Annotated in this window: 26 protein-coding genes; 16 read left to right on the top strand and 10 right to left on the bottom strand. The window is 61.6% G+C overall.

What is annotated here, in order from left to right; all coding sequences use genetic code 11:
- Positions 1-51: 51 nt before the first annotated feature.
- The 4 genes from KGA83_RS15590 to KGA83_RS15575 all read left to right on the top strand — a co-directional run bounded on the left by KGA83_RS15590 (position 52) and on the right by KGA83_RS15575 (position 3,316).
- On the top strand, positions 52-1,503 hold the full coding sequence (locus KGA83_RS15590; RefSeq protein ID WP_223530121.1) for an NAD-dependent succinate-semialdehyde dehydrogenase: 1,452 nt from the start codon (positions 52-54) through the stop codon (positions 1,501-1,503).
- Positions 1,504-1,522: 19 nt separating this feature from the next.
- Positions 1,523-1,912, top strand: coding sequence for a carboxymuconolactone decarboxylase family protein (locus tag KGA83_RS15585; protein WP_223530119.1), 390 nt, complete (start codon positions 1,523-1,525; stop codon positions 1,910-1,912).
- An 86-nt stretch (positions 1,913-1,998) separates the two neighbouring features.
- Entirely contained in the window at positions 1,999-2,751 is a 753-nt protein-coding gene (locus tag KGA83_RS15580; protein WP_108219706.1) for a GntR family transcriptional regulator, read from the top strand.
- Between the two features lies 1 nt (position 2,752).
- Positions 2,753-3,316, top strand: a complete 564-nt coding sequence (locus tag KGA83_RS15575; protein WP_108219705.1) for an NUDIX hydrolase — start codon at positions 2,753-2,755, stop codon at positions 3,314-3,316.
- A 243-nt stretch (positions 3,317-3,559) separates the two neighbouring features.
- On the opposite strand, the gene KGA83_RS15570 is transcribed toward KGA83_RS15575, so the two are convergent.
- Positions 3,560-4,315, bottom strand: a complete 756-nt coding sequence (locus KGA83_RS15570; protein WP_223530118.1) for a DUF2063 domain-containing protein — start codon at positions 4,313-4,315, stop codon at positions 3,560-3,562.
- Positions 4,308-5,150, bottom strand: coding sequence for a DUF692 domain-containing protein (locus KGA83_RS15565; RefSeq protein WP_223530116.1), 843 nt, complete (start codon positions 5,148-5,150; stop codon positions 4,308-4,310). The genes KGA83_RS15570 and KGA83_RS15565 overlap by 8 nt, the downstream gene beginning before the upstream one ends.
- Before the next feature lie 433 nt (positions 5,151-5,583).
- Here KGA83_RS15565 and KGA83_RS15560 point away from each other — a divergent pair, with 433 nt between their 5' ends.
- Both KGA83_RS15560 and KGA83_RS15555 read left to right on the top strand, forming a co-directional pair.
- Entirely contained in the window at positions 5,584-6,630 is a 1,047-nt protein-coding gene (locus tag KGA83_RS15560) for a class I SAM-dependent methyltransferase (RefSeq protein WP_223530114.1), read from the top strand.
- 127 nt (positions 6,631-6,757) lie between these two features.
- Positions 6,758-7,600 carry an NAD-dependent protein deacetylase gene (locus KGA83_RS15555; RefSeq protein WP_223530112.1) on the top strand — a complete coding sequence of 281 codons (843 nt, stop codon included), beginning with the start codon at positions 6,758-6,760 and terminating at the stop codon, positions 7,598-7,600.
- 116 nt (positions 7,601-7,716) lie between these two features.
- On the opposite strand, the gene KGA83_RS15550 is transcribed toward KGA83_RS15555, so the two are convergent.
- The gene (locus KGA83_RS15550) at positions 7,717-8,619 is read right to left on the bottom strand and encodes a LysR family transcriptional regulator (RefSeq protein WP_108219701.1); all 903 of its coding nucleotides are present in this window, start codon (positions 8,617-8,619) and stop codon (positions 7,717-7,719) included.
- A 210-nt stretch (positions 8,620-8,829) separates the two neighbouring features.
- Between KGA83_RS15550 and KGA83_RS15545 the strand changes: the two genes are divergently transcribed.
- From KGA83_RS15545 to KGA83_RS15525, 5 genes are all read left to right on the top strand, one after another.
- A complete protein-coding gene (locus KGA83_RS15545; protein WP_108219700.1) occupies positions 8,830-9,528 on the top strand; it encodes a CoA transferase subunit A in 699 nt (232 codons plus the stop codon).
- Between the two features lie 36 nt (positions 9,529-9,564).
- Positions 9,565-10,230, top strand: a complete 666-nt coding sequence (locus KGA83_RS15540; RefSeq protein ID WP_008026717.1) for a CoA transferase subunit B — start codon at positions 9,565-9,567, stop codon at positions 10,228-10,230.
- Between the two features lie 11 nt (positions 10,231-10,241).
- The gene (locus KGA83_RS15535) at positions 10,242-11,423 is read left to right on the top strand and encodes an acetyl-CoA C-acetyltransferase (protein WP_108219699.1); all 1,182 of its coding nucleotides are present in this window, start codon (positions 10,242-10,244) and stop codon (positions 11,421-11,423) included.
- A 332-nt stretch (positions 11,424-11,755) separates the two neighbouring features.
- On the top strand, positions 11,756-12,550 hold the full coding sequence (locus tag KGA83_RS15530) for a hypothetical protein (protein ID WP_223530110.1): 795 nt from the start codon (positions 11,756-11,758) through the stop codon (positions 12,548-12,550).
- A gap of 138 nt (positions 12,551-12,688) precedes the next feature.
- The gene (locus tag KGA83_RS15525) at positions 12,689-13,255 is read left to right on the top strand and encodes a hypothetical protein (protein WP_223530109.1); all 567 of its coding nucleotides are present in this window, start codon (positions 12,689-12,691) and stop codon (positions 13,253-13,255) included.
- 3 nt (positions 13,256-13,258) lie between these two features.
- On the opposite strand, the gene KGA83_RS15520 is transcribed toward KGA83_RS15525, so the two are convergent.
- From KGA83_RS15520 to KGA83_RS15510, 3 genes are all read right to left on the bottom strand, one after another.
- Positions 13,259-13,975: an alpha/beta hydrolase gene (locus tag KGA83_RS15520; protein WP_223530107.1), complete on the bottom strand. Its 717-nt coding sequence runs from the start codon at positions 13,973-13,975 to the stop codon at positions 13,259-13,261.
- Between the two features lie 182 nt (positions 13,976-14,157).
- Complete coding sequence (locus KGA83_RS15515) at positions 14,158-15,270, bottom strand: succinylglutamate desuccinylase/aspartoacylase family protein (RefSeq protein WP_223530105.1); 1,113 nt, start codon at positions 15,268-15,270, stop codon at positions 14,158-14,160.
- A gap of 101 nt (positions 15,271-15,371) precedes the next feature.
- A complete protein-coding gene (locus KGA83_RS15510) occupies positions 15,372-16,151 on the bottom strand; it encodes an ABC transporter substrate-binding protein (RefSeq protein ID WP_223530103.1) in 780 nt (259 codons plus the stop codon).
- 330 nt (positions 16,152-16,481) lie between these two features.
- Between KGA83_RS15510 and KGA83_RS15505 the strand changes: the two genes are divergently transcribed.
- On the top strand, positions 16,482-17,120 hold the full coding sequence (locus KGA83_RS15505; RefSeq protein WP_223530101.1) for a type 1 glutamine amidotransferase: 639 nt from the start codon (positions 16,482-16,484) through the stop codon (positions 17,118-17,120).
- A 92-nt stretch (positions 17,121-17,212) separates the two neighbouring features.
- Here the strand turns inward: KGA83_RS15505 and KGA83_RS15500 are convergent, their stop codons facing one another.
- On the bottom strand, positions 17,213-17,647 hold the full coding sequence (locus KGA83_RS15500) for a rhodanese-like domain-containing protein (protein WP_108219693.1): 435 nt from the start codon (positions 17,645-17,647) through the stop codon (positions 17,213-17,215).
- Positions 17,648-17,748: 101 nt separating this feature from the next.
- On the opposite strand from KGA83_RS15500, the gene ftrA reads away from it, so the two are divergent.
- Positions 17,749-18,723, top strand: coding sequence for a transcriptional regulator FtrA (gene ftrA, locus KGA83_RS15495; RefSeq protein WP_223530099.1), 975 nt, complete (start codon positions 17,749-17,751; stop codon positions 18,721-18,723).
- A gap of 111 nt (positions 18,724-18,834) precedes the next feature.
- Here ftrA and cobF read toward each other — a convergent pair whose 3' ends face one another.
- Together cobF and KGA83_RS15485 are read right to left on the bottom strand one after the other, a co-directional pair.
- Positions 18,835-19,590, bottom strand: coding sequence for a precorrin-6A synthase (deacetylating) (gene cobF, locus KGA83_RS15490; RefSeq protein ID WP_223530097.1), 756 nt, complete (start codon positions 19,588-19,590; stop codon positions 18,835-18,837).
- On the bottom strand, positions 19,590-20,162 hold the full coding sequence (locus KGA83_RS15485) for a histidine phosphatase family protein (RefSeq protein ID WP_223530096.1): 573 nt from the start codon (positions 20,160-20,162) through the stop codon (positions 19,590-19,592). The genes cobF and KGA83_RS15485 overlap by 1 nt, the downstream gene beginning before the upstream one ends.
- A gap of 563 nt (positions 20,163-20,725) precedes the next feature.
- On the opposite strand from KGA83_RS15485, the gene KGA83_RS15480 reads away from it, so the two are divergent.
- The 3 genes from KGA83_RS15480 to KGA83_RS15470 all read left to right on the top strand — a co-directional run bounded on the left by KGA83_RS15480 (position 20,726) and on the right by KGA83_RS15470 (position 23,840).
- Entirely contained in the window at positions 20,726-21,742 is a 1,017-nt protein-coding gene (locus KGA83_RS15480) for an arginine N-succinyltransferase (RefSeq protein WP_223530095.1), read from the top strand.
- Positions 21,743-21,794: 52 nt separating this feature from the next.
- Complete coding sequence (gene astA / locus KGA83_RS15475) at positions 21,795-22,829, top strand: arginine N-succinyltransferase (protein ID WP_108219688.1); 1,035 nt, start codon at positions 21,795-21,797, stop codon at positions 22,827-22,829.
- A gap of 141 nt (positions 22,830-22,970) precedes the next feature.
- Positions 22,971-23,840, top strand: coding sequence for an oxaloacetate decarboxylase (locus KGA83_RS15470; protein ID WP_108219687.1), 870 nt, complete (start codon positions 22,971-22,973; stop codon positions 23,838-23,840).
- A 37-nt stretch (positions 23,841-23,877) separates the two neighbouring features.
- On the opposite strand, the gene KGA83_RS15465 is transcribed toward KGA83_RS15470, so the two are convergent.
- Positions 23,878-24,951, bottom strand: coding sequence for a diguanylate cyclase (locus tag KGA83_RS15465; RefSeq protein WP_223530094.1), 1,074 nt, complete (start codon positions 24,949-24,951; stop codon positions 23,878-23,880).
- Between the last annotated feature and the right edge of the window lie 3 nt (positions 24,952-24,954).

Here is a 24,954-nt window from a genome sequence, read left to right as displayed (position 1 = left end):
TTCGCGAGCAGGCTCGCTCCTACAGGTAACCCCTTACTCTCAGGAGCCGACATGAGCCCAGCAGCCTCGTTACTGTTCCGTCAGCAGGCCTACATCAACGGCCAATGGCTGGACGCGCCGGATGGCGCCTGTCAGGACATCTTCAACCCGGCCACCGGTGAACTCATCGGCCAGGTGCCGAACCTCGGCGCCGAGCATGCGCGTATGGCCATCGAGGCCGCCAACAAAGCCTGGCCGGCCTGGCGCGTACTGACCGCCAAGGAACGCAGCAATACCCTCAAGCGCTGGCATGCCTCGATGCTGGAAAACGCCGACGCCCTGGCCGAGATCCTCACCCTCGAACAAGGCAAGCCACTGACTGAGGCCAAGGGCGAAATCCTCTACGCCGCGAGCTTCATCGAGTGGTTCGCCGAAGAAGCCAAGCGCATCTACGGCGACACCATTCCCAGCCACAAGGGCGATGCACGCATCGTGGTCAGCAAGGAGCCGATTGGCGTGGTCGCGGCCATCACGCCGTGGAACTTCCCGGCGGCGATGATCACCCGCAAGGCCGGCCCGGCACTGGCCGCCGGTTGCCCGTGCATTGTCAAACCGGCCCCGGAAACGCCCTTCTCGGCGCTGGCCATGGCGGTTCTGGCGGAACAGGCCGGGATTCCAGCGGGCATTTTCAACGTGATCACCGGCGACGCCATCGCTATCGGCGCCGAGCTGACCGCCAGCCCGAAGGTGCGCAAACTGTCGTTCACCGGTTCCACTGCCATCGGCAAATTGCTGATGGCCCAGTGCGCGCCGACGCTGAAAAAAGTCTCGCTGGAACTGGGCGGCAACGCGCCGTTCATTGTCTTCGACGATGCCGACCTGGAGCGTGCCGTCGATGGCGCGCTGATCGCCAAATTCCGCAACGCCGGGCAGACCTGCGTCTGCGTCAATCGCTTCCTGGTCCAGGCCGGTATCCACGACGCCTTTGTGGCGCGCCTGACCGAGCGGGTTTCGCAACTCAAGGTTGGCAGCGGCTTTGACGCGGGTGTCACCCAAGGGCCGCTGATCAACGAGCGTGCCGTGGCCAAGGTCGAAGACCATGTGCAGGACGCGCTGGCCCACGGCGCACAACTGCTGTGCGGCGGTGAACGCCATGCATTGGGCAACGGCTTCTTCCAGCCAACCGTTTTGGCGGGCGTTACCACGCAAATGAAAGTCGCCCAAGAAGAAACCTTCGGCCCACTGGCGGCGGTGTTCCGTTTCGACACCGAGGCCCAGGCCGTCGAGATGGCCAACGACACCGAGTTCGGCCTGGCCGCCTACTGCTACACCCGCGACCTGGGCCGCGCCTGGCGCATGAGCGAATCACTGGAGTACGGCATGGTCGGGATCAACGAAGGGCTGATTTCCACAGAAGTCGCGCCGTTTGGCGGCATCAAGTCCTCGGGGCTCGGCCGTGAAGGGTCGAAGTACGGCATCGAGGATTACCTGGAACTCAAATATACCTTGATGGGCGGCCTCTGAGCCCACGGGAGCTACGCAAATGAACAGCGAAAAATACGAAAAAGGCCTGAAAATCCGCACCCAGGTGCTGGGCGAAGACTACGTCAACCGCACCATCGAAAACGCCGACGACTTCACCCGGCCATTGCAGGAAATGGTCACCGAATATTGTTGGGGTCATATCTGGGGCCGTGAGGGTTTGTCGCTCAAGGAGCGCAGCATGATCAACCTGGCGATGATCTCGGCCCTCAACCGGCCCCACGAACTCAAGCTGCATGTGCGCGGCGCCTTGCGTAACGGCCTGAGTCGTGAGCAAATACGCGAAATATTGCTTCAGGTCGGCATTTATTGCGGTGTCCCCGCTGCCGTAGACAGTTTCCGGCTCGCCCGTGAAGCCTTCGCCGAAGCCGATGCCGAGGCCTCCAGTTAACCCTTGGCTGTTTGATGACAGAGCACATGGATTCCCGTAATCGAAGTGCTCTTTTTGCATGGACAGCCACAATCAGAGCGGACCCCATGAAACGCCTGCCACTCGACGACAGCTTCAAGGTCAATCGCAACCCCGTCACCCTGCGCGAAATCGTGCTGGATAAACTGCGAAGCGCCATCATGAACTTCCAGCTCCTGCCGGGAGACCGTCTGGTCGAACGCGATCTGTGCGATCGCCTGGGCGTCAGCCGTACTTCCGTGCGCGAAGCCTTGCGTCACCTGGAATCCGAAGGCCTGGTGGAGTTCGCCGACGCCAAGGGCCCGCGGGTCGCGATCATCACCCTGGCCGACGCCGGGGACATCTACGAGCTGCGCTGCGTACTCGAAGGGCTGATCGTGCAACTGTTCACCCTGCGCGCCAAGGCCAAGGACATCAAGGCCCTGGAAAAAGCCCTGGAAGAAAACCGCAAGGCGCTCAAGGACGGCGAACTGCAACAGGTCATCGACTCGGTGCAGGGTTTCTACGACGTGCTGCTCGAAGGCTCGGGCAACCATGTCGCGGCCACTCAACTGCGCCAGTTGCAGGCACGCATCAGCTACCTGCGCGCGACTTCGGTGTCCCAGGAAAACCGTCGCGGCGCCAGCAACCAGGAAATGGAACGCATGGTCGAAGCGATCAAGAGCGGTGACCCGCTGGCCGCCCACCAGGCGTGCGTCGACCACGTGCGTGCGGCCGCTGCCGTGGCCCTGGACTACCTCAAGCGCAAACAGGAAGAAACCGGCGCCACGCCGCAGATCACCCTGCCCATCGCGCTGAAAGAACCGCGCATAGGTCGCTGAAATGTTCAGCCCGAGCTTTTGCCCCAAGTGCGGCAGCGCTGATCTCGGTCAGCAACTGCCGCCGGGCGATACGCACGAGCGCCTGATGTGCCGCGGCTGCGGCTACATCCATTACGTCAATCCGAAGATCATTGCCGGCTGCATCATCGAGCAGGACGGCAAGTACCTGTTGTGCCAGCGCGCGATTCCACCGCGCCCCGGCACCTGGACGCTGCCGGCGGGCTTCATGGAAAGCGGCGAGACCACCGAGCAGGCGGCCTTGCGCGAAGTCTGGGAAGAAAGCGGCGTGCGCGCGGAAATCGTCTCGCCCTATTCGATCTTCAGCGTGCCCAGGATCAGCGAGGTGTACATCATCTTCCGCGCCATCGCGCTGGAGATCACCGGGCAGTACGGCCCGGAAACCCTCGACTACCAATTCTTCGCGCCTGAGGATATTCCCTGGGACAGCATCTACTACCCGGCGATCCGGCAGATCCTTGAACGTTATATCGAGGAGCGCCAGGCTGGGGTGTATGGCATCTACATGGGCAATGACGACAGCGGGAAGATTCACTTTATTCGCTGATAGTTGTGGGTTTTGGCTCCGGTCCTGCTCCGTGGGCCCGAGGCGCCTACCGGCCTGATTCCTCATGCGTGCGCATTTCCCCGTAGGAACTGGTAGGAGCTGTCGAGTGCAACGAGGCTGCGATCTTTTGGCTGTATTACTGACAATCAAGATCAAAAGATCGCCCGAGCGCGGACCGAGCCTTCGGCAGCTCCTACGACGTGATACATCCGCGAAATCAGATCGGCTGGCGGGCCGCCAGGATCAAACAACTCCAACAACCCCATCCCCATGCATCTGCCGCAACAACCTCAGACCACCCTCGAAAAACGCCGATGAACCAACCTGCCCCGCCTCGACCGCCAATCCTTGCAACTGTTCACGCCCGGTCACTTCGGGAAACTCTTCAATTCTCTGCAACAACCGCCACGCCAACGGACTCAATTCAGAAAACCTCACACTCCAGTCCTCCGCCCGCCGCACCAGCAGTAATGTCGGCTGATCAGGCAAAGCGTCCGGCTGATGATCCGGCCCCACCCGCTGCACCGGCCAGGCATACGCCAACGGCCAGGCCAGCGCCGATACCTGCAACGGCCGCTCCAGCAGCAACGCAGCATCACCGGCAACCAGAGGCTCGGCGTCGGACTGTTGCAAGGCCATTTCCACCCACTCGTAATGCGCCAGCTCCACCATGAACGGTGGCCACGGCCCATCGCTCAATGCTTGAGGCCCGGCCGCGAGAAACTCGACAAACTCCTGGGCGATCTCACCGAATTTCGGCGTGCGGGCGCGGTAGTCCCGCAGAAAGATGCGCACCAGCGAACGCCAGCGTTCCTCCCCCAGAATCTTCACCAGCACAGGAAAAGTGCCACTGAGCAGCGAAGACAGGTTGGCGAACACCAGATCGCGGTAAACCTGTGCCCGCACCGGGTCCATTTCGGTGGGAGGCGCGTGCTGTTCAGGATCGCGCAGGTAAAGGCCCATAGTGGTTTGTTGCTGCAAAAGATTCGGCTTACCCACGGTCCACACCCTCCTGTTGCAGGCGGCGAATGGTCTGCAGTTCCGCCACCAGTTCGGCGAATGCCGGAAAGTTGAAGTCCCGCTCCAGCAAGGTCGGTTGTACGCCAAACCGGACATAAGCCTGGGCCAGCAACGACCACACCGCTGGCTTCACCGAAGCGCCATGGGTGTCGATTTTCAAGGTATCGGACTCGTCGAAATGCCCGGCGATATGCATCGCCACCACCCGGCCCGCATCGATGCCCGCGAGAAACGCCTGTGGATCGAAACCGTGGTTGATCGAATTGACGTAGACATTGTTGACGTCCAGCAGCAGGTCGCAATCAGCCTCGCGCAACACCGCATTGGTGAACGTCACCTCGTCCATGTCCTGTTGGGGCGCGGCGTAGTAGGAGACGTTTTCCACCGCCAGGCGCCGGCCAAGGATGTCCTGGGCCTGACGGATACGCGCGGCGACGTGGTGCACCGCTTCTTCGGTAAACGGCAGCGGCAACAGGTCGTACAGGTGACCGTCATCGCTGCAATAGCTCAAATGCTCGCTGTACAACGGCACGTTGTAGTGATCGAGAAAAACCCGGACTTCCTGCAAAAACCCGACGTCCAGCGGCGACGCCCCGCCCAGGGACAGGGACAGGCCGTGACAGGACAACGGATAACGCTCGGCCAGCGCCCGCAGCGCCGCACCATGGGCACCGCCGATGCCGATCCAGTTCTCCGGCGCGACTTCCAGAAAGTCGAAATGTCCGGCCGGGGCCGCTTGCAGCTCTTTGAGTAAACCGCGACGCAGGCCAAGCCCTGCGCTGGCCCTGCCTACGGGGGCAATGGATGTCTGCATGGTGTCGATCTCGCATGTGTCCAGGATTGCGGGCAGGTGCCCGCCTTGAGACACAGTTAATCGAAGGGGTGTATCGGGACTGTGTTCGACAGGGGCCGACAATGGGTGTCTGTGTATCGAAACCGGGGTTGGACACAATGGAATACACGACACAAATCCCTTGTGGGAGCGGGCTTGCTCGCGATAGCGGATTTACATTCAATGCTAATGGTGGCTGATCCGCCGCCTTCGCGAGCAGGCTCGCTCCCACAGGGGTTTAGTGTCAGTCAGGGAGGCTTTCGTCGCTCGAGACAGCAGTACACACGCCCCGAACTAAACTCAACGCACACAGGGCCCGCTCAGCGTCCTGCACATTCCCACGACCACCGCCCAGCGGCGAACACCTCGCCAGACACCGCCCCTGGACCATGATCCTGCTTAAGGAGCACACATGATGGACGAGGCCAGACTCAACGATTTCATGGGTAAACTGGTGAATGACATGGGCGGCGCGGCGATGCTCGCCAACGTCATCCTCGGCGAAGAGCTCGGCCTGTACCGGGCGATGGCCGACAGTCAGCCGATCACCCCCGAAACCCTTGCCGGGAAAACCGGCTGCAACACCCGCCTGCTGCGCGAATGGCTCAGCGCCCATGCCGCCTCCGGCTACATGGAACACCATGATGGCCAGTTCCGCCTGCCCGAAGAGCAGGCCATGGCTTTGGCAAACGAAGACTCACCGGTCTATGTGGCGGGCGGGATCAGCGTAGTCGCGTCGTTTTTCCACGACAAGGACAAGCTGGTCAACGCCATGCGCGGCAACGGCGCCCTGCCCTGGGGCGATCACCATCCGTGCATGTTCAGCGGCACCGAACGCTTCTTCCGCCCCGGCTACAAAGCCCACTTGGTCGCCGAATGGTTACCGGCCCTCGACGGTGTGGTGGCCAAACTGGAAGCCGGGGCCAAAGTGGCGGACATCGGCTGTGGCCATGGCGCCTCCACGGTGATCATGGCCCAGGCCTTTGCGGATTCGCGCTTCGTCGGTTTCGACTATCACGCGCCCTCCGTTACCGTCGCCACCCAACGCGCCGAGGAAGGCGGTGTGTCCGGTCGTGCCCGGTTCTTCCAGGGCACGGCCAAAAGCTATCCTGGCAGCGACTACGACCTGATCTGCTACTTCGACTGCCTGCACGACATGGGCGACCCGGTAGGTGCGGCCAAACACGCTTATGAATCGCTGAAGGACGACGGCACGGTGCTGCTGGTCGAGCCCTACGCCAACGACTTGCTCGACGACAACGTCAACCCGGTCGGACGCCTGTTCTACGCAGCCTCGACCTTCATCTGCACGCCCAACTCGCTGTCCCAGGAAGTCGGCCTCGGCCTCGGCGCCCAGGCCGGTGAAGCGCGGTTGCGCAAGGTGTTCAGCGAGGCTGGATTCAGCCGTTTTCGCCGCGCCACGCAAACGCCGTTCAACCTGATACTGGAGGCGCGCAAGTAAACACCGCCGCCCTCTCTATAGGAGCGAGCTGGCTCGCGATAAACGCGATCACGCCGCGGGGTGTCAGGCTTACAGTGTTATCGTTGACGACCATCGCGAGCAGGCTCGCTCCTACAGGTTTACCGGTATGCTCGACCGCCAGACCCGTGACCAACTCGATCGCCTCCATCAGCTCATGGCCGACGCGCCGTTCGCCGTGCTGACCGGCGCCGGTATCAGCACGCCCTCGGGCATTCCGGATTATCGCGACAACCAGGGCGTGCGCCGGGGCCGGCAGCCGATGATGTATCAGGAATTTCTCTCGGCCCCGGAATTCCGACGGCGCTATTGGGCGCGGGCGATGCTCGGCTGGCCACGGGTGCGTCTGGCCCGGCCGAACGTGACCCACGAAACTCTGGCCCGTTTGCAAGGCACGCGGCAGATCAGCGGGTTGATCACCCAGAACGTCGACACCCTGCACGACCAGGCCGGCAGCCATGACGTGATCGAACTCCACGGCCGTCTGCACCGGGTGTTGTGCCTGGATTGCGGTCAGCACAGCGAGCGCGATTCGATCCAGCGCCTGATGGAAACACAGAACCCGTACCTGGCCGGCGTCGACGCGGTACAGGCGCCGGACGGCGACACCTTGCTCGACCCGGCCTTCGAGGCACGCTTCCAGGTCCCGCACTGCCCGCATTGCGCCGGGGAACGGATGAAACCGGATGTGGTGTTCTTTGGCGAGAACGTCGCGCAGGCCACGGCGGCCAAGGCGATGGCGGCCGTTGAACAGGCTGCCGGGTTGTTGGTACTCGGGTCTTCGTTGATGGCCTATTCGGCATTTCGTCTGTGCCAGGCGGTGGTGGATCAGGGCAAGCCGTTGATCGCGATCAACCTGGGCAAGACCCGGGCCGATGAGATGCTGGACTTGAAGATCGAGGGGGCATGCGAGCAGTTTCTTCCGTTATTGGCCCAACGCCTTAACCACTGACAAAACCCAATCCCTGTAGGAGTGAGCCTGCTCGCGATGGGGCCAGCACATACAACATCGTTGTCGACTGACACTGCGCCATCGCGAGCAGGCTCACTCCTACAGGGAGATTGTGTTCAGCTCATGGCAACTCGCTGCCCCAGGTTTTCCTCCTTCAGCACATCAAACAACGCCTGCGCCGCCGCCGACAGCTCTCCCCCGGGCAACGTCAACACCCCCAGCGCCCGCTCCACCACCGGGTCACGCAAAGTGATGCAACGCGCCCCCAGCTCACGCATCTGCCCGGCACACAAGGCCGGCACCGCGCTCACGCCCAAGCCACTGGCGACCATGCGCCCGACCGTCGCCAGTTGATGGCTTTCAAACTCCACCGGCAGTTTCATGCCGCGGGCCTGCAAATGCTCTTCAAGCATGACCCGCACGGTGGACGGTCGCTGCAAGGTAATGAACGGTTCCTTGAGCAGGGTTTGCCAGTCGATGTCATCGAGTTCGGCCAGTGCCGAATCCAGGGGCACTACTGCGACAAATCGGTCGATGTACAACGGCGTGAATTGCAGCGACGAACTCATGGTCGGCTCGAACGCCACCCCCAGTTCCACCTGGCGGTCACGGACCATTTCCAGCACCTGCTCGTTGATCACGTCATTGACCGTCACGTTGACGTTCGGATAACGGGCGCGGAATGTCTTGAGGATCGGCGGCAGCAGGTTGCCAGCGAACGACGGCATCGCCGCCAGAGTCACGCGACCGCGCTGCAGGGTGAAGCGTTGACGCAGTTCATCCTCGACATTGTCCCAGTCGGCGATCAGCCGGCGCGCCAGCGGCACCAGGGATTCGCCTTCGGCGGTGAGCGCCACGTTGCGCGTTGTGCGGGTGAACAAGCGCCCGCCCAGGCCCTCCTCCAGCGCCTTGATGGTCAGGCTCAGGGCCGATTGCGACAGGTGCAGGCGTTCGCAGGCCACGGCAAAGCTCAGGCTCTGGGCCACGGCCAGAAAGGCGCGGATCTGCTTGACGGTCATACTCGATTTCTCCCGGGTATTGTAGGAGCTGCCGAAGGCTGCGATCTTTTGATCTTGATCCAAAAGAGCGCAGCCTTCGGCAGCCCCTACATATTGTTGAGTTTTATCTATTAATCAACCTTAAAAAACAACTTAACAAATGAATACTCCAGCGAGACACTCCATTCCATTCGGCTAGCCAGCCGCCCACAAAGAATAAAAGAGGTGCATATGGCAGGTTTCGACAAGCGCGTGAGTTCCTACGAGGAAGCGTTGGCAGGTCTTGAAGACGGCATGACCGTGATCGCCGGCGGCTTCGGCCTGTGCGGGATCCCGGAAAACCTGATCAACGAGATCAAGCGCAAAGGTACTCGCGACCTCACCGTGGTTTCCAACAACTGCGGCGTCGACGGTTTCGGCCTCGGCGTACTGCTGACCGACCGCCAGATCAGCAAAGTGGTGGCGTCCTACGTCGGCGAAAACAAGCTGTTCGAAGAGCAACTGCTCAACGGCGAAATCGAAGTCACCCTGACCCCGCAAGGCACCCTCGCTGAAAAAATGCGCGCAGGCGGTGCCGGCATCCCGGCCTTCTTCACCGCTACCGGCGTTGGCACGCCTGTCGCCGACGGCAAGGAAGTCCGCGAATTCCATGGCCGCAAGTACCTGATGGAAGAGTCCATCACCGGCGACTTCGCCATCGTCAAAGGCTGGAAAGCCGACCATTTCGGTAACGTGATCTATCGCCACACGGCCCAGAACTTCAACCCGCTGGCCGCCACCGCCGGCAAGATCACCGTGGTCGAAGTCGAAGAAATCGTCGAACCCGGCGAGCTGGACCCGGCGCAGATCCACACCCCTGGCATCTACGTCGACCGGATCATCTGCGGCACGTTCGAGAAGCGCATCGAACAGCGCACCGTGCGTAAGTGATCCCCTGCCCCCGGACCGAATGAAGGAATAACGACAATGGCACTTTCCCGCGAACAAATGGCTCAGCGCGTCGCCCGCGAAATGCAGGACGGCTTCTACGTGAACCTGGGTATCGGCATTCCGACCCTGGTCGCCAACTACATCCCCGAAGGCATGGAAGTCATGCTGCAATCGGAAAACGGCCTGCTGGGCATGGGTCCTTTTCCTACTGAAGAAACCATCGATGCCGACATGATCAACGCCGGCAAGCAAACCGTGACCGCGCGTACCGGCGCATCGATTTTCTCCTCCGCCGAATCCTTCGCGATGATCCGCGGTGGTCATGTCGACCTGACCGTGTTGGGCGCCTTTGAGGTGGACGTGCAAGGCAACATCGCCTCGTGGATGATCCCCGGCAAACTGGTCAAGGGCATGGGCGGCGCGATGGACCTGGTAGCCGGTGCCGACAACATCATCGTCATCATGACCCACGCATCCAAGGATGGTGAGTCCAAGCTGTTGTCCCAATGCAGCCTGCCGCTGACCGGCGCCGGGTGCATCAAGCGCGTACTGACTGACCTGGCTTACCTGGAAATCGAAAACGGCGCGTTCATTTTGAAAGAGCGTGCACCGGGTGTCAGCGTCGAAGAGATCGTTGCCAAGACTGCCGGTAAACTGATCGTGCCGGACCACGTGCCGGAAATGCAGTTCGCTGCCCAGTGAGGAATCATTCCATGCAAGAAGTCGTCATTGTTGCCGCCACGCGCACCGCGATCGGCAGCTTCCAGGGATCCCTGGCCAATGTGTCCGCGGTTGACCTGGGTGCTGCGGTGATCCGCCAGTTGCTGGCGCAAACCGGCCTGGATCCTGCGCAAGTCGATGAAGTGATCATGGGCCAGGTGTTGACCGCCGGCGCCGGGCAAAACCCTGCACGCCAGGCCGCGATCAAGGCCGGCCTGCCCTTCGCCGTGCCGGCCATGACCCTGAACAAGGTCTGCGGTTCGGGCCTCAAGGCCCTGCACCTGGGTGCCCAGGCGATTCGCTGCGGCGATGCCGAGGTGATCATCGCCGGTGGCCAGGAAAACATGAGCCTGGCCAACTACGTCATGCCCGGCGCCCGCACCGGCCTGCGCATGGGCCACGCGCAAATCGTCGACACCATGATCAGCGATGGCCTGTGGGATGCGTTCAACGATTTCCACATGGGCATCACCGCCGAGAACCTGGCCGAGAAGTACAGCCTGACTCGCGAGCAGCAGGACGCGTTCGCCGCCGCCTCGCAACAGAAAGCCGTGGCCGCCATCGAAGCCGGGCGCTTCGTCGATGAAATCACCCCGATCCTGATCCCGCAGCGCAAGGGCGATCCGCTGTCCTTCGCCACCGACGAGCAGCCACGGGCCGGCACCACCGCCGAATCCCTGGGCAAGCTCAAGCCGGCCTTCAAGAAAGACGGTTCGGTGACCGCCGGCAACGCCTCGTCGCTGAACGACGGTGCCGCGGCCGTGATCCTGATGAGCGCTGAAAAGGCCAAGGCCCTCGGCCTGCCGGTACTGGCGAAAATCGCCGCCTACGCCAACGCAGGCGTCGATCCGGCGATCATGGGCATCGGCCCGGTGTCGGCCACGCGCCGCTGCCTGGACAAGGCCGGCTGGAACATCGACCAGCTTGAGCTGGTTGAAGCCAACGAAGCCTTCGCCGCGCAATCCCTGGCGGTGGCCAAGGACCTGGAATGGGATTTGAACAAGGTCAACGTCAACGGCGGCGCCATTGCCCTGGGTCACCCGATCGGGGCCTCGGGTTGCCGCGTGCTGGTGACCCTGCTGCATGAAATGCTCAAGCGCGACGCCAAAAAAGGCCTCGCCACCCTGTGTATCGGAGGTGGTCAGGGCGTGGCACTGGCGCTCGAGCGGGCGTAAGCCAACAGCGTTCAACAGATGGCGCGGGGACCCACGAAGATCCGTGACCGTCTGGAAAAACACCCGGTGCGATGCAAGTCGCACCGGGTTCTTTTTTGCCTGCGTTTTTTCAGGTGGACCGCGATGAGGCCCGATCTGTCACCCCAGAAACTGCAGAATCAACCATGACGGATTGGCCCCATCGCGGGATGCCCAAAAAATCGTATGCGCAAAAGACCTTTCGCACAATTTCCAAAGGGCTTGAATTTTGTATACAAAATTCGCACACACATAAAGCAATCCACCCGATGCAATGCTACCGTTGCCACCTCACTCAGGTCGGAGACGTGCGCGTGTTGATCCTTAAACTGCTGGTAATTCCAGGCTTCCTGCTACTGATTTCCCTGGCTGGCAAACGCTGGGGGCCGAGCGTGGCCGGCTGGTTATCGGGGTTGCCGGTGGTGGTCGGGCCGATTCTGTTGTTCCTCGCCCTTGAACAAGGCGAGGCGTTCGCTGCGCAATCGGCCACCGCTGCGCTGTCGGCCATGTTCGCGATGATTGCGTTTTGCGTGACCTACGCCCAGGTCGCACAACGGGCCGGATGGCCGCTGGCGCTGGTGATCTCGCTGTCGGTCTGGGCGCTGGTGGCGGTTGCCCTGTCGCTGATCCCGGCCTCCCTGGTGTTTTCGGTGTGCGCCGCCGCCACCGCGCTGCTTGCCGCACCGTACCTGTTCCCCGCCGTGCAACCGGTGCTCAATGGCCCGGCGCCGAAATCCGACAAACTCCTGCTGCGCATGCTGGCCGGTGCTTTGCTCACGCTAGTCGTGACCCTGCTGGCCAGCACTGTCGGCGACCGCTGGAGCGGCCTGCTGGCGGTGTTCCCGGTACTGGGTAGCGTGATGGCGGTGTTCTCCCAGCAAACCCGTGGCCCGGCCTTTACCGCCGCGTTGCTGCGCGCCACCGCCACCGGCATGTACTCGTTCGCCGCCTTCTGCCTGGTGTTGGCGCTGGCCCTGCCGACGATGGGAATGAACGCTTTTGTGCTGGGCATCGCGGTGTCGGTGGCCATGCTGGGCGTGACCAAACGCCTGCTGGCGCGGCCGGCCGGTCCGACGACACACACTGAAGGCGCTGCCATCAAACGCTAGGCTGCATCGGGTCAGCGGGATGTCCTCAGCATAGGTGGGTGCCCGGCCAAGGTGACCGCTCGGTAGAGCACACTGGAACGCATCACAACCTCCATGGGATGATCGCGCCCCACCGCGCGCCCATCCCTGGAGATCCCGATGTCATTGTTGAGTAAAAAAGCCCTTGTCCTGCTGCTGGCAGCTGCTACCGGCCTGGGGGCTTTGAATGCGCAGGCCGCCAAGGCCACTTCCAGCGATGCGCCCGCCCGGAAAGTCTCAATGCTCGGCGGCAAGTTCACCTTCAACCTGCCCAAGGGTTTCATCGCCAACCCACTGCCGGCCAGCCCGGAGGGTGCGAGCGGCACCCTGTACAGCAATGAAACCACCAAGACCGTGGTGATCGCTGCTGAAAACACCCTGCCCAACGGTATCAACGTCAAGGACAACGACGGCGCGTTCCTCGACGGCACCGTGGCCGATTTCGATGCGGCGCAACACAAGTCCCTGCCCGACTACAACAAGCTCAGCGAGAAAGCCCTGACCCGGACAACCGGGCTGGGCCTGCGCCAGGTCGACGGCACTGCCACTCAGGGCGGTGGCCTGACCCTCACCACCACGCTGATGGCGGCATCCGGTACCCGCATGGCGGTGATCCAGGTGATTTCCCGTCCCGGCGACATGGCGGCCCACGAAACCCTGATCAAACAGATCGTCAGCGGAAAATAAGGCTCAGGGGTTGAGACGCTGCAACCAGGCGCTCAAATCCTGGATCTCGTCGGCGCTGATGTTGTGACCGACACCGGGGTAGCCGTGGAACTCGGGTTCGAGTGACACGCTCTGCAACAGGCTGTTGGCTTCGGTGCCATCGCTGTAGGGGAGGCGTTTGTCCTGTTCGCCATGACCGATGAAAATGGCCAGCGACTGGCGTTTTTCATCCGGTACAAGCTCGGACTTGAGCACTGGCAGAATCCGTCCGCTCAATGCAGCGATCCCGCCGAGCGCCTCGGGATGCCGCAGGCCCACTTCGTAGGACATGATCGCACCCTGGCTGAATCCCACCAGGTACACCTTCTCGGGTTCGGTGTGATATTTCTTCGTGGCCTGTGCGACAAAATCCAGCATTACCTGGCCGCTGGACTTCAGATCATCGGTCTCGCCGTTGTAGGCCCCTTCACCCTTCTTGCGGAACCACTGGTAACTGCCCTCCTGCATCACCATCGGCGCTCGTACCGACAGGTAGGTGTAGGACTCGGGCAAATTATCCTTGATATCGAACAGGTCCTGCTCGTTACTGCCGTAACCGTGGAGGAAAATCACCAGAGGTTGATGGTTCGAATCGGCGTTGGCCTGTTCCAGGTATTTGAGCGGCAAGTCGGTTTGCAGCGGGGTTTGGGCGTGGACGACAGTGGATGCCAGGAGCGTAAGCAGCGCGAGAATCTTCAACATGGGTCTTCCTTCACGGAATGCAGGATTCGGGGAAGAGCCTAACACTGGTCAGTAGGCAGAGACATCTCGGGTGTGGCTGATGCCGCCATCGCGAGCAAGCTCACTCCTACAGATGAAATGCATTCCACTGTAGGAGCGAGCCTGCTCGCGATGAGGCCAGGACAGACACCGACGTACCTGGATCAGTCGTTAACCAACTTCCCCACCCGAATCGGCTCGCGCCCCGCCACTTTCGCCTGCCAGGTCCCCGGCTGGGTATAACGCCCACGGTCGATGGCAAACAGCACGCCGCTGGTGCCGGCCTGCACGGTGGTGACCTTGTCGCTCAACGGGTCGACCACCTCGAACAGCGCATCGCCCTTTTCCACCCACTCCCCGGCCTCACGCAGGAAGCTGACTACGCCGTGATGCGGTGCGAACAGGTATTGGGTGCCTTCGAATGGCATGCCTTCACAGCATTCGGCCGGTGCCGCCGGCCAGGTGCCGGAGATGAAACCCTGCTCGGCGAGAAACCCGAGAATGGCCTCACAATTGGCCTGGGCCTGGTCGACACGGGTGTCGCCCATGCTGCCCAGCTCCAGCGTGGTCGCCAGGTTGGCCGGCGGAATCGCCGCCGCCGGGAACGCCCTGGCCAGGCGCAACCATGGCGAAGAACAGGACTCATCGAACGAACTGCCGCCGGAGTCTTCACACAACAGCGCCACGCTGGCCTTCAAACGCGCCGCCAGGGATTGCCATTGTGGCCAGTGCTGCGGCAACGCGTAGAGGTGGATCGCCGCATCGAAGTCGCAATGCAGGTCGAGGGTGATGTCGGCGTCGCAGGCATGGCGCAGCAACAGACGGTGCATCGCTTCCAGCTGCGATGTCGCTGCCGGCAAGTCGTCGAGGACCTGGCCCATGGCCTGGCGAATCAGCGCGATGTTGGCCTGGGCATCGCTGCCGAGGCGATCACCGATCAACCCGGCCACCGGCGCACTGAGTTCGACGAACGAGCGGTTGAAGTTCTTGCCGCTGCCGAGCTCGAAACGCCCCATGTGGCTGCCTTGCAGGTGCTGATCGAGGCCGATGGGATTGGCCACCGGCACCAGTTCGATCACAGCGTTCAATTGTCCCTGTTGTTCAAGTTCGGCCAGGCGTTTCTTCAACTCCCAGGCCGTGCGCATGCCCGGCAATTCGTCGGCGTGCAGGCTGGCCTGGATGTACACCTTGCGCGTGCCCGCGCCATAACGAAACACGCTGAGGGTGCGCTCGGTGCCCAGGTGGCTCCAGGGAAGCTTGTGGTCGATGCGTTGCATGGGAAACTCCTACAGTTGGGATATGTGTCAGGCAGGATAAATCAGGAACACAAAAAAAATGGCAACCGCGCCAACGGTTGCCACTTTTTCAACCCGCTCGCTTACTCGCCATAAACGTCAAACTTGAAGTACTTGTCCTGCACTTGCTTGTACTTGCCATTGGCGCGGATGTCGGTGATCGCTGTGTTGAATTTCTCGGCCAGGGCGGTATCACCCTTGCGCACGGCAATGCCGGCGCCGCCACCGAAGTATTTCGGATCGTTGTACTCAGGGCCGACGAAGGCAAAACCTTTACCGGCGTCGGTTTTCAGGAAACCGTCGTCCAGGTTGACCGAATCGGCCAGCAGCGCGTCAATGCGGCCGGAGACCATGTCCAGGTTGGCTTCCTGCTGGGAGCCGTAACGCACCAGGACAATTCCCGCCGGTTGCAATACTTCAGTGGCGAAGCGGTCGTGGGTACTGGCGCGCAGAACACCGACTTTCTTGCCCTTGAGTTCGGTCAGCGGGTCCTTGACGTCGCTGCCTTCCTTCATCACGAAGCGCGCCGGGGTGTGGTAGTACTTGATGGTGAAATCGACGTTCTTCTTGCGATCGTCAGTGATGGTCATGGACGACAGGATGGCGTCGATTTTCTTGACCTTCAGTGCAGGGATCAGGCCGTCGAACTCTTGCTCGACCCAGGTGCACTTGACCTTCATCTGCTCGCACAGGGCGTCGCCGATGTCCACGTCGAAACCGGTGAGTTTGCCGTCAGGGGTTTTCATCGAGAATGGCGGGTAGCCGGCTTCGATGCCGATGCGGATCGGCTTGGCGTCATCGGCCACGGCGGTCAGGGACAACATCGACAGTGCCAGGGCACCGAACATCACTAGCTTCTTCATTTATAACTCCTGTGCGCGGAGGCTTTTATTGGCAGCTTCGATTGGCAGCGTTCGGTTATCGCTTTGTGAGCGGGAACCGAAGTGGCCGGCAGTCTAGAGTGGCTACCGGAGGGCAAATTACGCCGAGGCGACAAATATTTATAGAAAAGTGGCGGCAGGATGGAGGTATTGAGATGCACGCGCCATCACGGGGCAAAGTCTGTCGGACAAGTCGCGTTTTCAGCACAAACCTGCAGCGTTTGCGGCTGCATCCGACGGAATGAGACGACTGGCGATGCTGGATGTTTTACGGCACATTGAGTGCCCTTGCGTCCCATCGAGACTAGCGTAATGCCCACGTTGAACCTGATCCAGCACCACCCCGCCGAAGGTCCGGGTGCCATCGTCATCTGGGCCGAATCCCGAGGGCTGGCGCTGAAGGTGTTTCGCGCCGACCTGGGCCAATTGCCGCCCGTCAGCGCCGATCCCGTGATCCTGTTGGGTGGGCCTTACGAATCCAATGCCGGTCCGGCCTGGCTGGAAGCCGAACGGCAATGGCTCGCAGGCACTCTGGAACTGGGTGGGGCCGTATTCGCGATTTGCCTGGGGGCACAGTTGCTGGCGCTGAGTCTCGGAGGGAATGTACGGCGGATGGACCAGACCGAAACCGGATGGACCCGCGTAACCTTTATCGATGGGCAAACGCTGAAGGCGCTGGAGTGGCACGAAGACGCCATCGACCTGCCGCCTGCCGCGCAACTGCTGGCCAGCAGCGCGTTATGCGCACAGCAGATGTACCGCGCCGGGCCGACGCGGCTGGGGTTGCAGTTTCATCCGGAGTGGAATGCCGAATCGGTGGCCTTGCTCAATGCGCATTTTGGCGATGAGTCGCCGTTGCCACGGGGGGAGCAGGAGACCGAGGCTTATGCAGCGGTGGCCGCGTGGTTGGAAGCGACACTGGATGAGTGGTGGGCGGCCGCAAATCAATAAAAAAGATCAAAAGATCGCAGGCTGCGCCAGCTCCTACAGGCACCGCAATCCAATGTAGGAGCTGGCGCAGCCTGCGATCTTTTACGGTTACATCAACACTCGCAACCGACCACGCTGCTGGCTTGCCGCTGTACCCCGACACTCAATTCAAACCCTTCATCCAGCCACCCGGTCACGCCGCCGATCATCTCCTTGACCGGATAACCCAGGGCCGCCAGTTTCACTGCAGCCTTGTTGGCGCCATTGCAATGAGGCCCCGCGCAATAGACCACAAACAGGCTGTTTTTCGGATACCCGGCCAAACCTTCGGCGGTCAGCAAGCGCCTGGGAATGTTGATCGCTCCCGACACATGCCCGCGTTCGAACGCCAGCGGGCCACGAACATCCACCAGAACGAAATCGACTTCGCCAGCCAGCTGGCTGCCGTGGACGTCGGAACAATCGGTTTCGAACGTCAGACGGTTGCTGAAATGCATCAGGGCGATGGCCGATGGGGCGGCGGGAATTTCGCGTACCAGACTGGTCATGTTGTGTACTCCAAGGAATCGGTGGGTGTAGGAGGACTTTATCCGCCAGCCACTTGCCGCTACAGTGGCGCACAAGACACTCACCGGGAACTTTCCGCCAAATGCACCTCAGCCCAGGAATGGTTGCGATTCTGGCCTACGACGGCCTCTGCACGTTCGAGTTCGGCATTGCCGTGGAGATCTTCGGCCTGCCACGCCCGGAATTCGATTTCCCGTGGTACGAGCATCGTATCGTCGCCGTCGATCATGGCCCGATGCGTGCCATGGGTGGCATCCAGGTCCTGGCCGATGGCGGCATGGAAATGCTCGCCGACGCGCGGACCATCATCATCCCCGGCTGGCGCGACCGCAGCGCCGCAGTACCCGCGCCGCTGATCGCCGCCCTGCGCCAGGCCCATGCACGGGGGGCGCGGTTGCTGTCGATCTGCTCCGGTGTTTTCGTCCTCGCCGCCACCGGCTTGCTCGACGGGCGCGGCGCGACCACGCACTGGCGCTATACCTCGGAACTGGCCGAGCGGTTTCCCGGCATCCTGGTGGACCCGGGCGTGCTGTATGTCGATTCAGGCCAATTGATCACTTCCGCTGGCAGCGCGGCAGGCATCGATGCCTGCCTGCATCTGGTGGCACGGGATTTCGGTACGCAGGTGGCCAACTCCGTGGCCCGACGCCTGGTCATGTCCCCGCAACGCAGTGGTGGCCAGGCGCAATTCATTCCGACACCGGTCAGCCCGACACCGCGCAGCGATCTTTCCCGTGTCATGCAGTGGGCACGCGAGCGTTTGCACGAGCCGCTGGAGGTGCGCGACCTGGCCAGCGAAGCTGCCATGAGCGAACGCACGTTCCTGCGCCGCTTCACCGAAGCCAGTGGCCAGTCACCAAAAACCTGGTTGCAGCACGAACGCCTGGGCCGCGCCCGCGAACTGCTGGAAAGCAGCGACCAGAACACCGAGCAGATAGCCGAACGTTGTGGTTATCGCTCGGTGGAAAGCTTCCGGGTGGCCTTTCGAACGGTGGTTGGCGTGCCGCCGTCGGTGTATCGGGAGCGGTTTGGGCGTGGGGGCAATGCTGGTTTTTGAGGTGTTCTCGAGGGCCTCTTCGCGAGCAGGCTCGCTCCCACAGGGAACTGCATTTCAAATAATGTGGGAGCGAGCCTGCTCGCGAAGGCGCCAGACCGGGCAATTCAGCGCTCAAGGCTTGCGCAACAAATAGGTATCCATGATCCAGCCATTGGCCAGCCTTGCAGCCTTGCGCACCCGTTCGATTTCATCCGCCACATCCTTGAGCCTGCCGCTGATCAGGATTTGATCCGGCGTCCCCAGATAGGCGCCCCAGTAAATCTCGGTGTCCTGATCCACCACCTGACGGTAAGCATCCTGAGCATCGAGCATCACCACCAGGCTGTCGGCATCGCTCACCTGCCCTGCCGCCAGACGCCGGCCCGTGGTGATTTCAACCGAGCGGCCAATCTGGTTGAGCGGCACCTTGTGCTGTGCCGCCAACGCCTGGACGCTGGTAATGCCGGGGATCACCTCGAATTCGAATGCACAGGCGCCACAGACCTGGATCGCCTGCAAGATGCGCAGGGTGCTGTCGTACAGCGCCGGATCGCCCCACACCAGAAAACCACCACACTGGCCGTCGGACAATTCCTCGTTGATCAGCCGTTCGAAGGTCTGCTGCCTGGCCAGGTTCAGGTCGTCGACACTGGTCTTGTAGTCCACTTCACCGCGCTCGCGCTCCGGGCTGTGGGCTTCGACAAAACGGTAAGCGTGGTCGGTGATGTAGCGTGAACAGATTTCGCGCCGCAAATCGATGAGTGTGTTTTTGCTCTCGCCCTTGTCCATGAGAAAAAAAACGTCGACCTGATTCAGCGCCTTCACCGCTTGCATCGTGATGTAGTCGGGATTGCCAGCACCGATACCGATGACCAGGAGTTTTTTCATCACAGCAAGTCCTCGGGGCCGGTGCCCGGCAAGCGCAGCCGCCAGCGGCCATGGAACCGCAACTCGACCGCCGACAGGGGTTCGACGTCGATCAGGCCGGACGATGCGCCTTGCAACACCTGCGTCAGTGCGGCGCGGATGACGAAGGGATGGGTAATGGCAACGATGTGCCCTGGCGTCGACTGCAACGTTGTCAACCACGCGCCCACGCGCTCGCCCAGTTGCACCAGCGACTCACCACCGTGGGGTGCCGAAGCCGGGTCGCCCAGCCAATGCTGGAGCGCTTCGGAAGCGTTTTTTTGCAGATCGCCAATGCGCTCACCGCCCCAGCGCCCGAAGTTGCAGTCCTTCAGCGCGTCAACAATCTCCGATGCGCTGCCGAACAGTTCAGCGGTTTGCCGGGTGCGCAATTCCGGGCCGCAGACGAGGCGTGGAGTGCCCTTGAACTGATTGCCACGGGAAAGCCTGAGCGCTTGCCAATCCATCTCCAGAGGCTCGTCCAATGGAAAACGCGCCAATTTCTGTGCGACGGTTCGAGCATGACAAATCAGGGTTAAACGGGTCGCCTGCACCAGCAATCACTCTAAAGATGGAAAGGAACGACGGCGTCAGGGGACCGCCATCGGGCAATTGTGCCGCAACAAAGCAGCCCCGGGTGGTGTTTAATTTTTCTGCCTGAAACGGATCCTTCAGTCATTTCCTGCCAGGTTTTCTGTTATGGCTGACCGCAATCAAGGCAATCACCTACAAGACTTTACGACATCGGCGTAGTCCCTTGGTACAGGCACTTCGCCCCTTTTTCGGGCACGGCCAGACCACGCGAAAATTCACTAGACAGGCAGGACGCGATAATTAAATACTCCTTTCAACGGACTGTTAAATCATGTTCCACACTCATCCAGCAGGAGCCCGGACACCCTTTCTCGAATACCCGATCAACGCACCTGGCCAGGCATCGCCTGCCGCCGAATCGCCCGTTTCTTGTTTAATGCGGTCCACTCCAATAAACATCTGACAAGAAAAAGAGTGGCGCCTGACAACGTTCAGACGACCACCGGTTGAATGTGTGGAAAAACCGACAGTGATAGTCAGGTTCGGCCCAAACCGTCGAATCGTTTGATACAGGAGTGTCTCCATGCTGGTCTTGCGTCCAGTCGAGTCAGCCGACCTGCCCCAGTTACAAAGGCTGGCTCGTGAAAGCCTCGTGGGCGTTACATCCCTGCCCGACGATAGCGAACGGTTACACGGAAAAATCCTCGATTCCTGTGCGTCGTTCGAGAAGGACGTCGCGGGTCATGGCCCGGAAAACTATTTCTTTGTGCTCGAAGACCTGACGACGCAGCACCTGGTCGGCTGCTCGGAAATCCTCGCTACGGCGGGGTTCAACGAGCCGTTCTACAGCCTGCGCAACCGGCACTTCACCAGTGCCTCGAGGGAACTGAACATCGAGCACGGTGTACCGGCCTTGTCGTTGTGCCACGACCTCAGTGGCCACACCCTGCTGCGGGGCTTCCATATCGATGCCGCGCGTGTGCGCAGCGCGCATTCCGAACTGCTGTCGCGGGCGCGCCTGTTGTTCATCGCCGCCCACGCCCGGCGTTTTTCCGAAACGGTGATCACCGAAATCGTCGGCTACAGCAGTGATGAAGGCCACTCGCCATTTTGGGATGCCGTGGGCAAGCATTTCTTCGACTTGCCCTACGTCGAGGCCGAACGGCTTTGCGGCCTGCAGAGCCGCACCTTTCTCGCCGAACTGATGCCGCAGTATCCGATTTACGTGCCCATGCTGCCCCAGGCGGCACAGGACTGTATCGGCAGCATCCACCCCGACGGCCAGGAAGCCTTCGATATCCTCGAGCGTGAAGGCTTCGAAACCAACAGCTACATCGATTTGTTCGATGGAGGCCCGACCCTGTATGCGCGCACGTCGGGCATTCGTTCCATCGCCCACAGCCAGTGCGCTATCACGCGGCCGGGACCTGTGATCGATGCCCGCGGCAGCTTTCTGGTGAGCAACGAGTCCTTGAAGGATTACCGGGCCATCGTCGCCGATCTTGATTACATCGCCGGGCAACCCGTGGCACTGGACGCAGCCATGTGCAAGGCGCTGAAGGTGACCGAGGGCAGCCCGATCAGGCTGATCGCCCTGTGAATACCCGCCAGCGACGTCACCGCCCGAGCACACACGAACAAGGAACAGCCGCATGATTGTCCGTCCGGTCCAGATCACCGATCTGCCCGCCCTGGTCACGCTGGTGCGTCAGGCCGTTCCGGGACTTACCAGCCTGCCGGCCGACGAAGAACGCCTGGCCCACCGGATCCGCTGGGCCCGACGCACGTTCGCCGGGCAGGTCGATCGGGCCGATGCCGATTATCTGTTCGTGCTCGAGGACGACGAGCAGCAAGTGGTGGGCGTCAGCGCTCTGACGGGGGGCGTCGGCCTGCGCGAGCCCTGGTACAACTACCGGGTCGGGCTGACGGTCAGTGCGGCACCGGACCTGGGTATCGAGCGCCAGATCCCGACCCTGTTCCTGAGCAATGAATTGACCGGGCAATCGCAAGTCTGCTCGCTGTACCTGCGCGCCGATCAGCGCCAGGGCAGCAACGGCCGTTTGCTTTCGCTCGGACGTTTGTTGTTTGTGGCCGAGTTTACGCAGCTGTTCGGCAACCGGCTCATCGCCGAGTTACGCGGCAGTGCCGACGAACGAGGTGGCTCGCCGTTCTGGGACAGCCTCGGCCGGCACTTTTTCAAGATGGATTTCAGCCACGCCGATCACTTGTCCGGGCTGGGCAACAAATCGTTCATCGCCGAATTGATGCCGCGCCAGCCGCTGTACACCTGCCTGCTTACCGAACAGGCCCAGGCGGTGATCGGCAAGGCCCACCCGAATACCGAGCCGGCCCTGAAAATCCTCAGCGCCGAAGGGTTTGCCCACAAGGGCTACATCGATATCTTCGACGGCGGACCGGTCCTTGAAGCCCCGGTTTGCGGGATCCGCACCGTGCGCGACAGCCAACCGCTGTCACTGGCCATCGGCTCGCCGGACGATAAAGCGCCCCTCTGGCTGATCCACAACCGCCGCCTGGAAAACTGCCGCATTACCTGCGCCCCGGCCCGACGGTTGGGCAACAGCCTGGTGGTTGACCGCCTGACCGCCAAGCGCTTACAGCTGCAACCCGGCGACTCGGTGCGCGCCGTGCCGCTGCCTGACCAACGGCAACAGGCCGAGGCGGCGTGACTCATCAGCTCCATCGTTGCGACGTCAATCTGACTGACCCGGCAAATTCGTCATCATTCTCCCCCTGCGCGCGTGATAGCCTTTTAATCTTCGGCGTTGACACTTTTGCTCAAGCCCCTCCATTCCATTGGTGGAACTCATATGTCCAGGCTTTCCCATCAAGATTTGCGCCGCAATTTTCGCCAATTGTTCGCCTCCGACACCTGCTACCACACAGCCTCGGTTTTCGACCCGATGTCGGCCCGCATCGCCGCCGACCTGGGCTTCGAAGTCGGGATCCTTGGTGGTTCGGTCGCCTCGTTGCAAGTGCTGGGCGCCCCTGACTTTGCCCTGATCACCCTCAGCGAATTCGCTGAACAGGCCACCCGCATCGGCCGTGTCGCCCAATTGCCGGTGATTGCCGACGCCGACCACGGCTACGGCAACGCGCTCAACGTCATGCGCACCATCGTCGAACTCGAACGGGCCGGCGTCGCCGCGCTGACCATCGAAGACACCCTGCTGCCTGCGCAGTTTGGCCGCAAGTCCACCGACCTGATCACGGTCGCCGAAGGTGTCGGCAAGATCCGCGCGGCACTGGAAGCCCGCTGCGATAAGGAAATGGCGATCATCGCCCGCACCCATGCGGGGATTGCGCCGGTGCAGGAAATCATCAGCCGCACCCGGCAATACCAGCGCGCCGGGGCCGACGGTATCTGCATGGTGGGCGTAAAGGACTTCGACCATCTGGAGCAGATCGCCGAGCACCTGAGCGTGCCGCTGATGCTGGTGACCTACGGCAACCCGCTGCTACGCGATGACAAGCGCCTGGCCGAACTGGGTGTTCGAGTGACCATCGACGGCCATGGCGCTTACTTCGCCGCGATCAAGGCAACCTACGACAGCCTGCGCGAGCAACGCCAGATCCTCACCCAGACCTCGGACCTGAACGCGACCGAGCTGACGCACACCTACACCCAACCCGAGGAGTACATCCGCTACGCGGAAGAGTTCATGAGCGTGAAGGAGTGACGGTCTCAACAGACACTCCGCCTTCGCGAGCAGACAATCACACCGAGTCGAGCAGTTCGGGATGGGGTTTCCCATTACCGCAACAGATCACTCGATTGCGCCCGGTGGTCTTGGCTTCGTATAGCGCATGGTCGGCGTCATTGAGCCAGAGCATTGCGTCGGCGTGGGCCGGGTTGAAGGAGGCCAGGCCAATGCTCAGGCTGACTTTCAGCGCCGGGTTCTGCTCGTCCCCCAAGGTGGCGAAGCGATCGCGCAGGGCCTCCATGACGGCGGCGGCGCGGTTCAGGGGCAGGTCCGGAAGGATCACGCAGAACTCGTCACCGCCGTAGCGCCCTGCCACATCGGTCGCTCGCAGGCTGTGCTTGAGCATTTTGCTCAACTGACGCAGGACGATGTCGCCGGCAACATGGCCGTAGGTATCGTTGATGGCTTTGAAATGGTCGATATCGATCAGCGCAATCGCCCCGCCTTTTTGCTGACGTTTGCAACGCTGGAACTCGACCTCCAGCTGGTCCTTCCAGGAGCCATGGTTCAGCAGGCCCGTCAGGCTGTCGGTGCGGCTCAGTGCCAGCAGTTCACGCTTCTGACGGCCGAGGGCATGGGCCTGGCGAAAGCAGAACCAGCCCAGCGCCAACGGATACAGGCACAGCAATGGCAAACAGGCATAGAGCTGCACCGGGCTGGTAGCAGGAATGAACGCCGGGGCGAAAATCTGCAAGCCTACGCAGAGGCCCAGCACTTGCGCGGCCGTCCCGGCCAGCAGGAAGCGCAAGCCGCCGATGGCCACGTTGTGCATGGCCATCATGGAGATGGTGGTCGCGCTGGGCAGTGGATTGAATTGCATGGCGGCAATCCAGAAGCCGCCGAGAAAGGCATCGATCAGCAGATTGCGGTGTTCGGCATGATAGGGCGTCCTGGCCCGGCGCGCCCATTGGTAAGCCAGGTGCGGCCAGACAAGGCCATTGAACCACATGAATCCCCAGACCCAGGGCGCCGGATCGAGTGGATACATCGCCGCGCTCACACACACCAATCCCAGGGCCACCCCCAGGATTCGCGATGTGTAGAGCCTCCTGGCCAATGAAGATCCCTTTCCTCCCGTTTTTGCCATAGG

Source organism: Pseudomonas sp. GL-R-19 (genome assembly GCF_019956375.1).
Taxonomy (GTDB): Bacteria; Pseudomonadota; Gammaproteobacteria; order Pseudomonadales; family Pseudomonadaceae; genus Aquipseudomonas.
The sequence above is the reverse complement of the archived record's forward strand: the minus strand, read 5'-3'. Positions and strand labels throughout refer to the sequence as shown.

What these genes read in the sequence shown, in the direction of transcription:
- KGA83_RS15535 (WP_108219699.1), top strand. Translation starts at nt 10,242, where the DNA reads ATGCAAGAAGTCGTCATTGTTGCCGCCACGCGCACCGCGATCGGCAGC.
- KGA83_RS15510 (WP_223530103.1), bottom strand. Translation starts at nt 16,151, where the DNA reads ATGAAGAAGCTAGTGATGTTCGGTGCCCTGGCACTGTCGATGTTGTCC.
- KGA83_RS15590 (WP_223530121.1), top strand. Translation starts at nt 52, where the DNA reads ATGAGCCCAGCAGCCTCGTTACTGTTCCGTCAGCAGGCCTACATCAAC.
- KGA83_RS15525 (WP_223530109.1), top strand. Translation starts at nt 12,689, where the DNA reads ATGTCATTGTTGAGTAAAAAAGCCCTTGTCCTGCTGCTGGCAGCTGCT.
- KGA83_RS15520 (WP_223530107.1), bottom strand. Translation starts at nt 13,975, where the DNA reads ATGTTGAAGATTCTCGCGCTGCTTACGCTCCTGGCATCCACTGTCGTC.
- KGA83_RS15565 (WP_223530116.1), bottom strand. Translation starts at nt 5,150, where the DNA reads ATGCAGACATCCATTGCCCCCGTAGGCAGGGCCAGCGCAGGGCTTGGC.
- KGA83_RS15465 (WP_223530094.1), bottom strand. Translation starts at nt 24,951, where the DNA reads ATGGCAAAAACGGGAGGAAAGGGATCTTCATTGGCCAGGAGGCTCTAC.
- KGA83_RS15550 (WP_108219701.1), bottom strand. Translation starts at nt 8,619, where the DNA reads ATGACCGTCAAGCAGATCCGCGCCTTTCTGGCCGTGGCCCAGAGCCTG.
- KGA83_RS15580 (WP_108219706.1), top strand. Translation starts at nt 1,999, where the DNA reads ATGAAACGCCTGCCACTCGACGACAGCTTCAAGGTCAATCGCAACCCC.
- KGA83_RS15540 (WP_008026717.1), top strand. Translation starts at nt 9,565, where the DNA reads ATGGCACTTTCCCGCGAACAAATGGCTCAGCGCGTCGCCCGCGAAATG.
- astA (WP_108219688.1), top strand. Translation starts at nt 21,795, where the DNA reads ATGATTGTCCGTCCGGTCCAGATCACCGATCTGCCCGCCCTGGTCACG.
- KGA83_RS15480 (WP_223530095.1), top strand. Translation starts at nt 20,726, where the DNA reads ATGCTGGTCTTGCGTCCAGTCGAGTCAGCCGACCTGCCCCAGTTACAA.
- KGA83_RS15505 (WP_223530101.1), top strand. Translation starts at nt 16,482, where the DNA reads ATGCCCACGTTGAACCTGATCCAGCACCACCCCGCCGAAGGTCCGGGT.
- KGA83_RS15500 (WP_108219693.1), bottom strand. Translation starts at nt 17,647, where the DNA reads ATGACCAGTCTGGTACGCGAAATTCCCGCCGCCCCATCGGCCATCGCC.
- KGA83_RS15585 (WP_223530119.1), top strand. Translation starts at nt 1,523, where the DNA reads ATGAACAGCGAAAAATACGAAAAAGGCCTGAAAATCCGCACCCAGGTG.
- KGA83_RS15515 (WP_223530105.1), bottom strand. Translation starts at nt 15,270, where the DNA reads ATGCAACGCATCGACCACAAGCTTCCCTGGAGCCACCTGGGCACCGAG.
- KGA83_RS15555 (WP_223530112.1), top strand. Translation starts at nt 6,758, where the DNA reads ATGCTCGACCGCCAGACCCGTGACCAACTCGATCGCCTCCATCAGCTC.
- KGA83_RS15470 (WP_108219687.1), top strand. Translation starts at nt 22,971, where the DNA reads ATGTCCAGGCTTTCCCATCAAGATTTGCGCCGCAATTTTCGCCAATTG.
- KGA83_RS15545 (WP_108219700.1), top strand. Translation starts at nt 8,830, where the DNA reads ATGGCAGGTTTCGACAAGCGCGTGAGTTCCTACGAGGAAGCGTTGGCA.
- KGA83_RS15560 (WP_223530114.1), top strand. Translation starts at nt 5,584, where the DNA reads ATGGACGAGGCCAGACTCAACGATTTCATGGGTAAACTGGTGAATGAC.
- KGA83_RS15575 (WP_108219705.1), top strand. Translation starts at nt 2,753, where the DNA reads ATGTTCAGCCCGAGCTTTTGCCCCAAGTGCGGCAGCGCTGATCTCGGT.
- ftrA (WP_223530099.1), top strand. Translation starts at nt 17,749, where the DNA reads ATGCACCTCAGCCCAGGAATGGTTGCGATTCTGGCCTACGACGGCCTC.
- cobF (WP_223530097.1), bottom strand. Translation starts at nt 19,590, where the DNA reads ATGAAAAAACTCCTGGTCATCGGTATCGGTGCTGGCAATCCCGACTAC.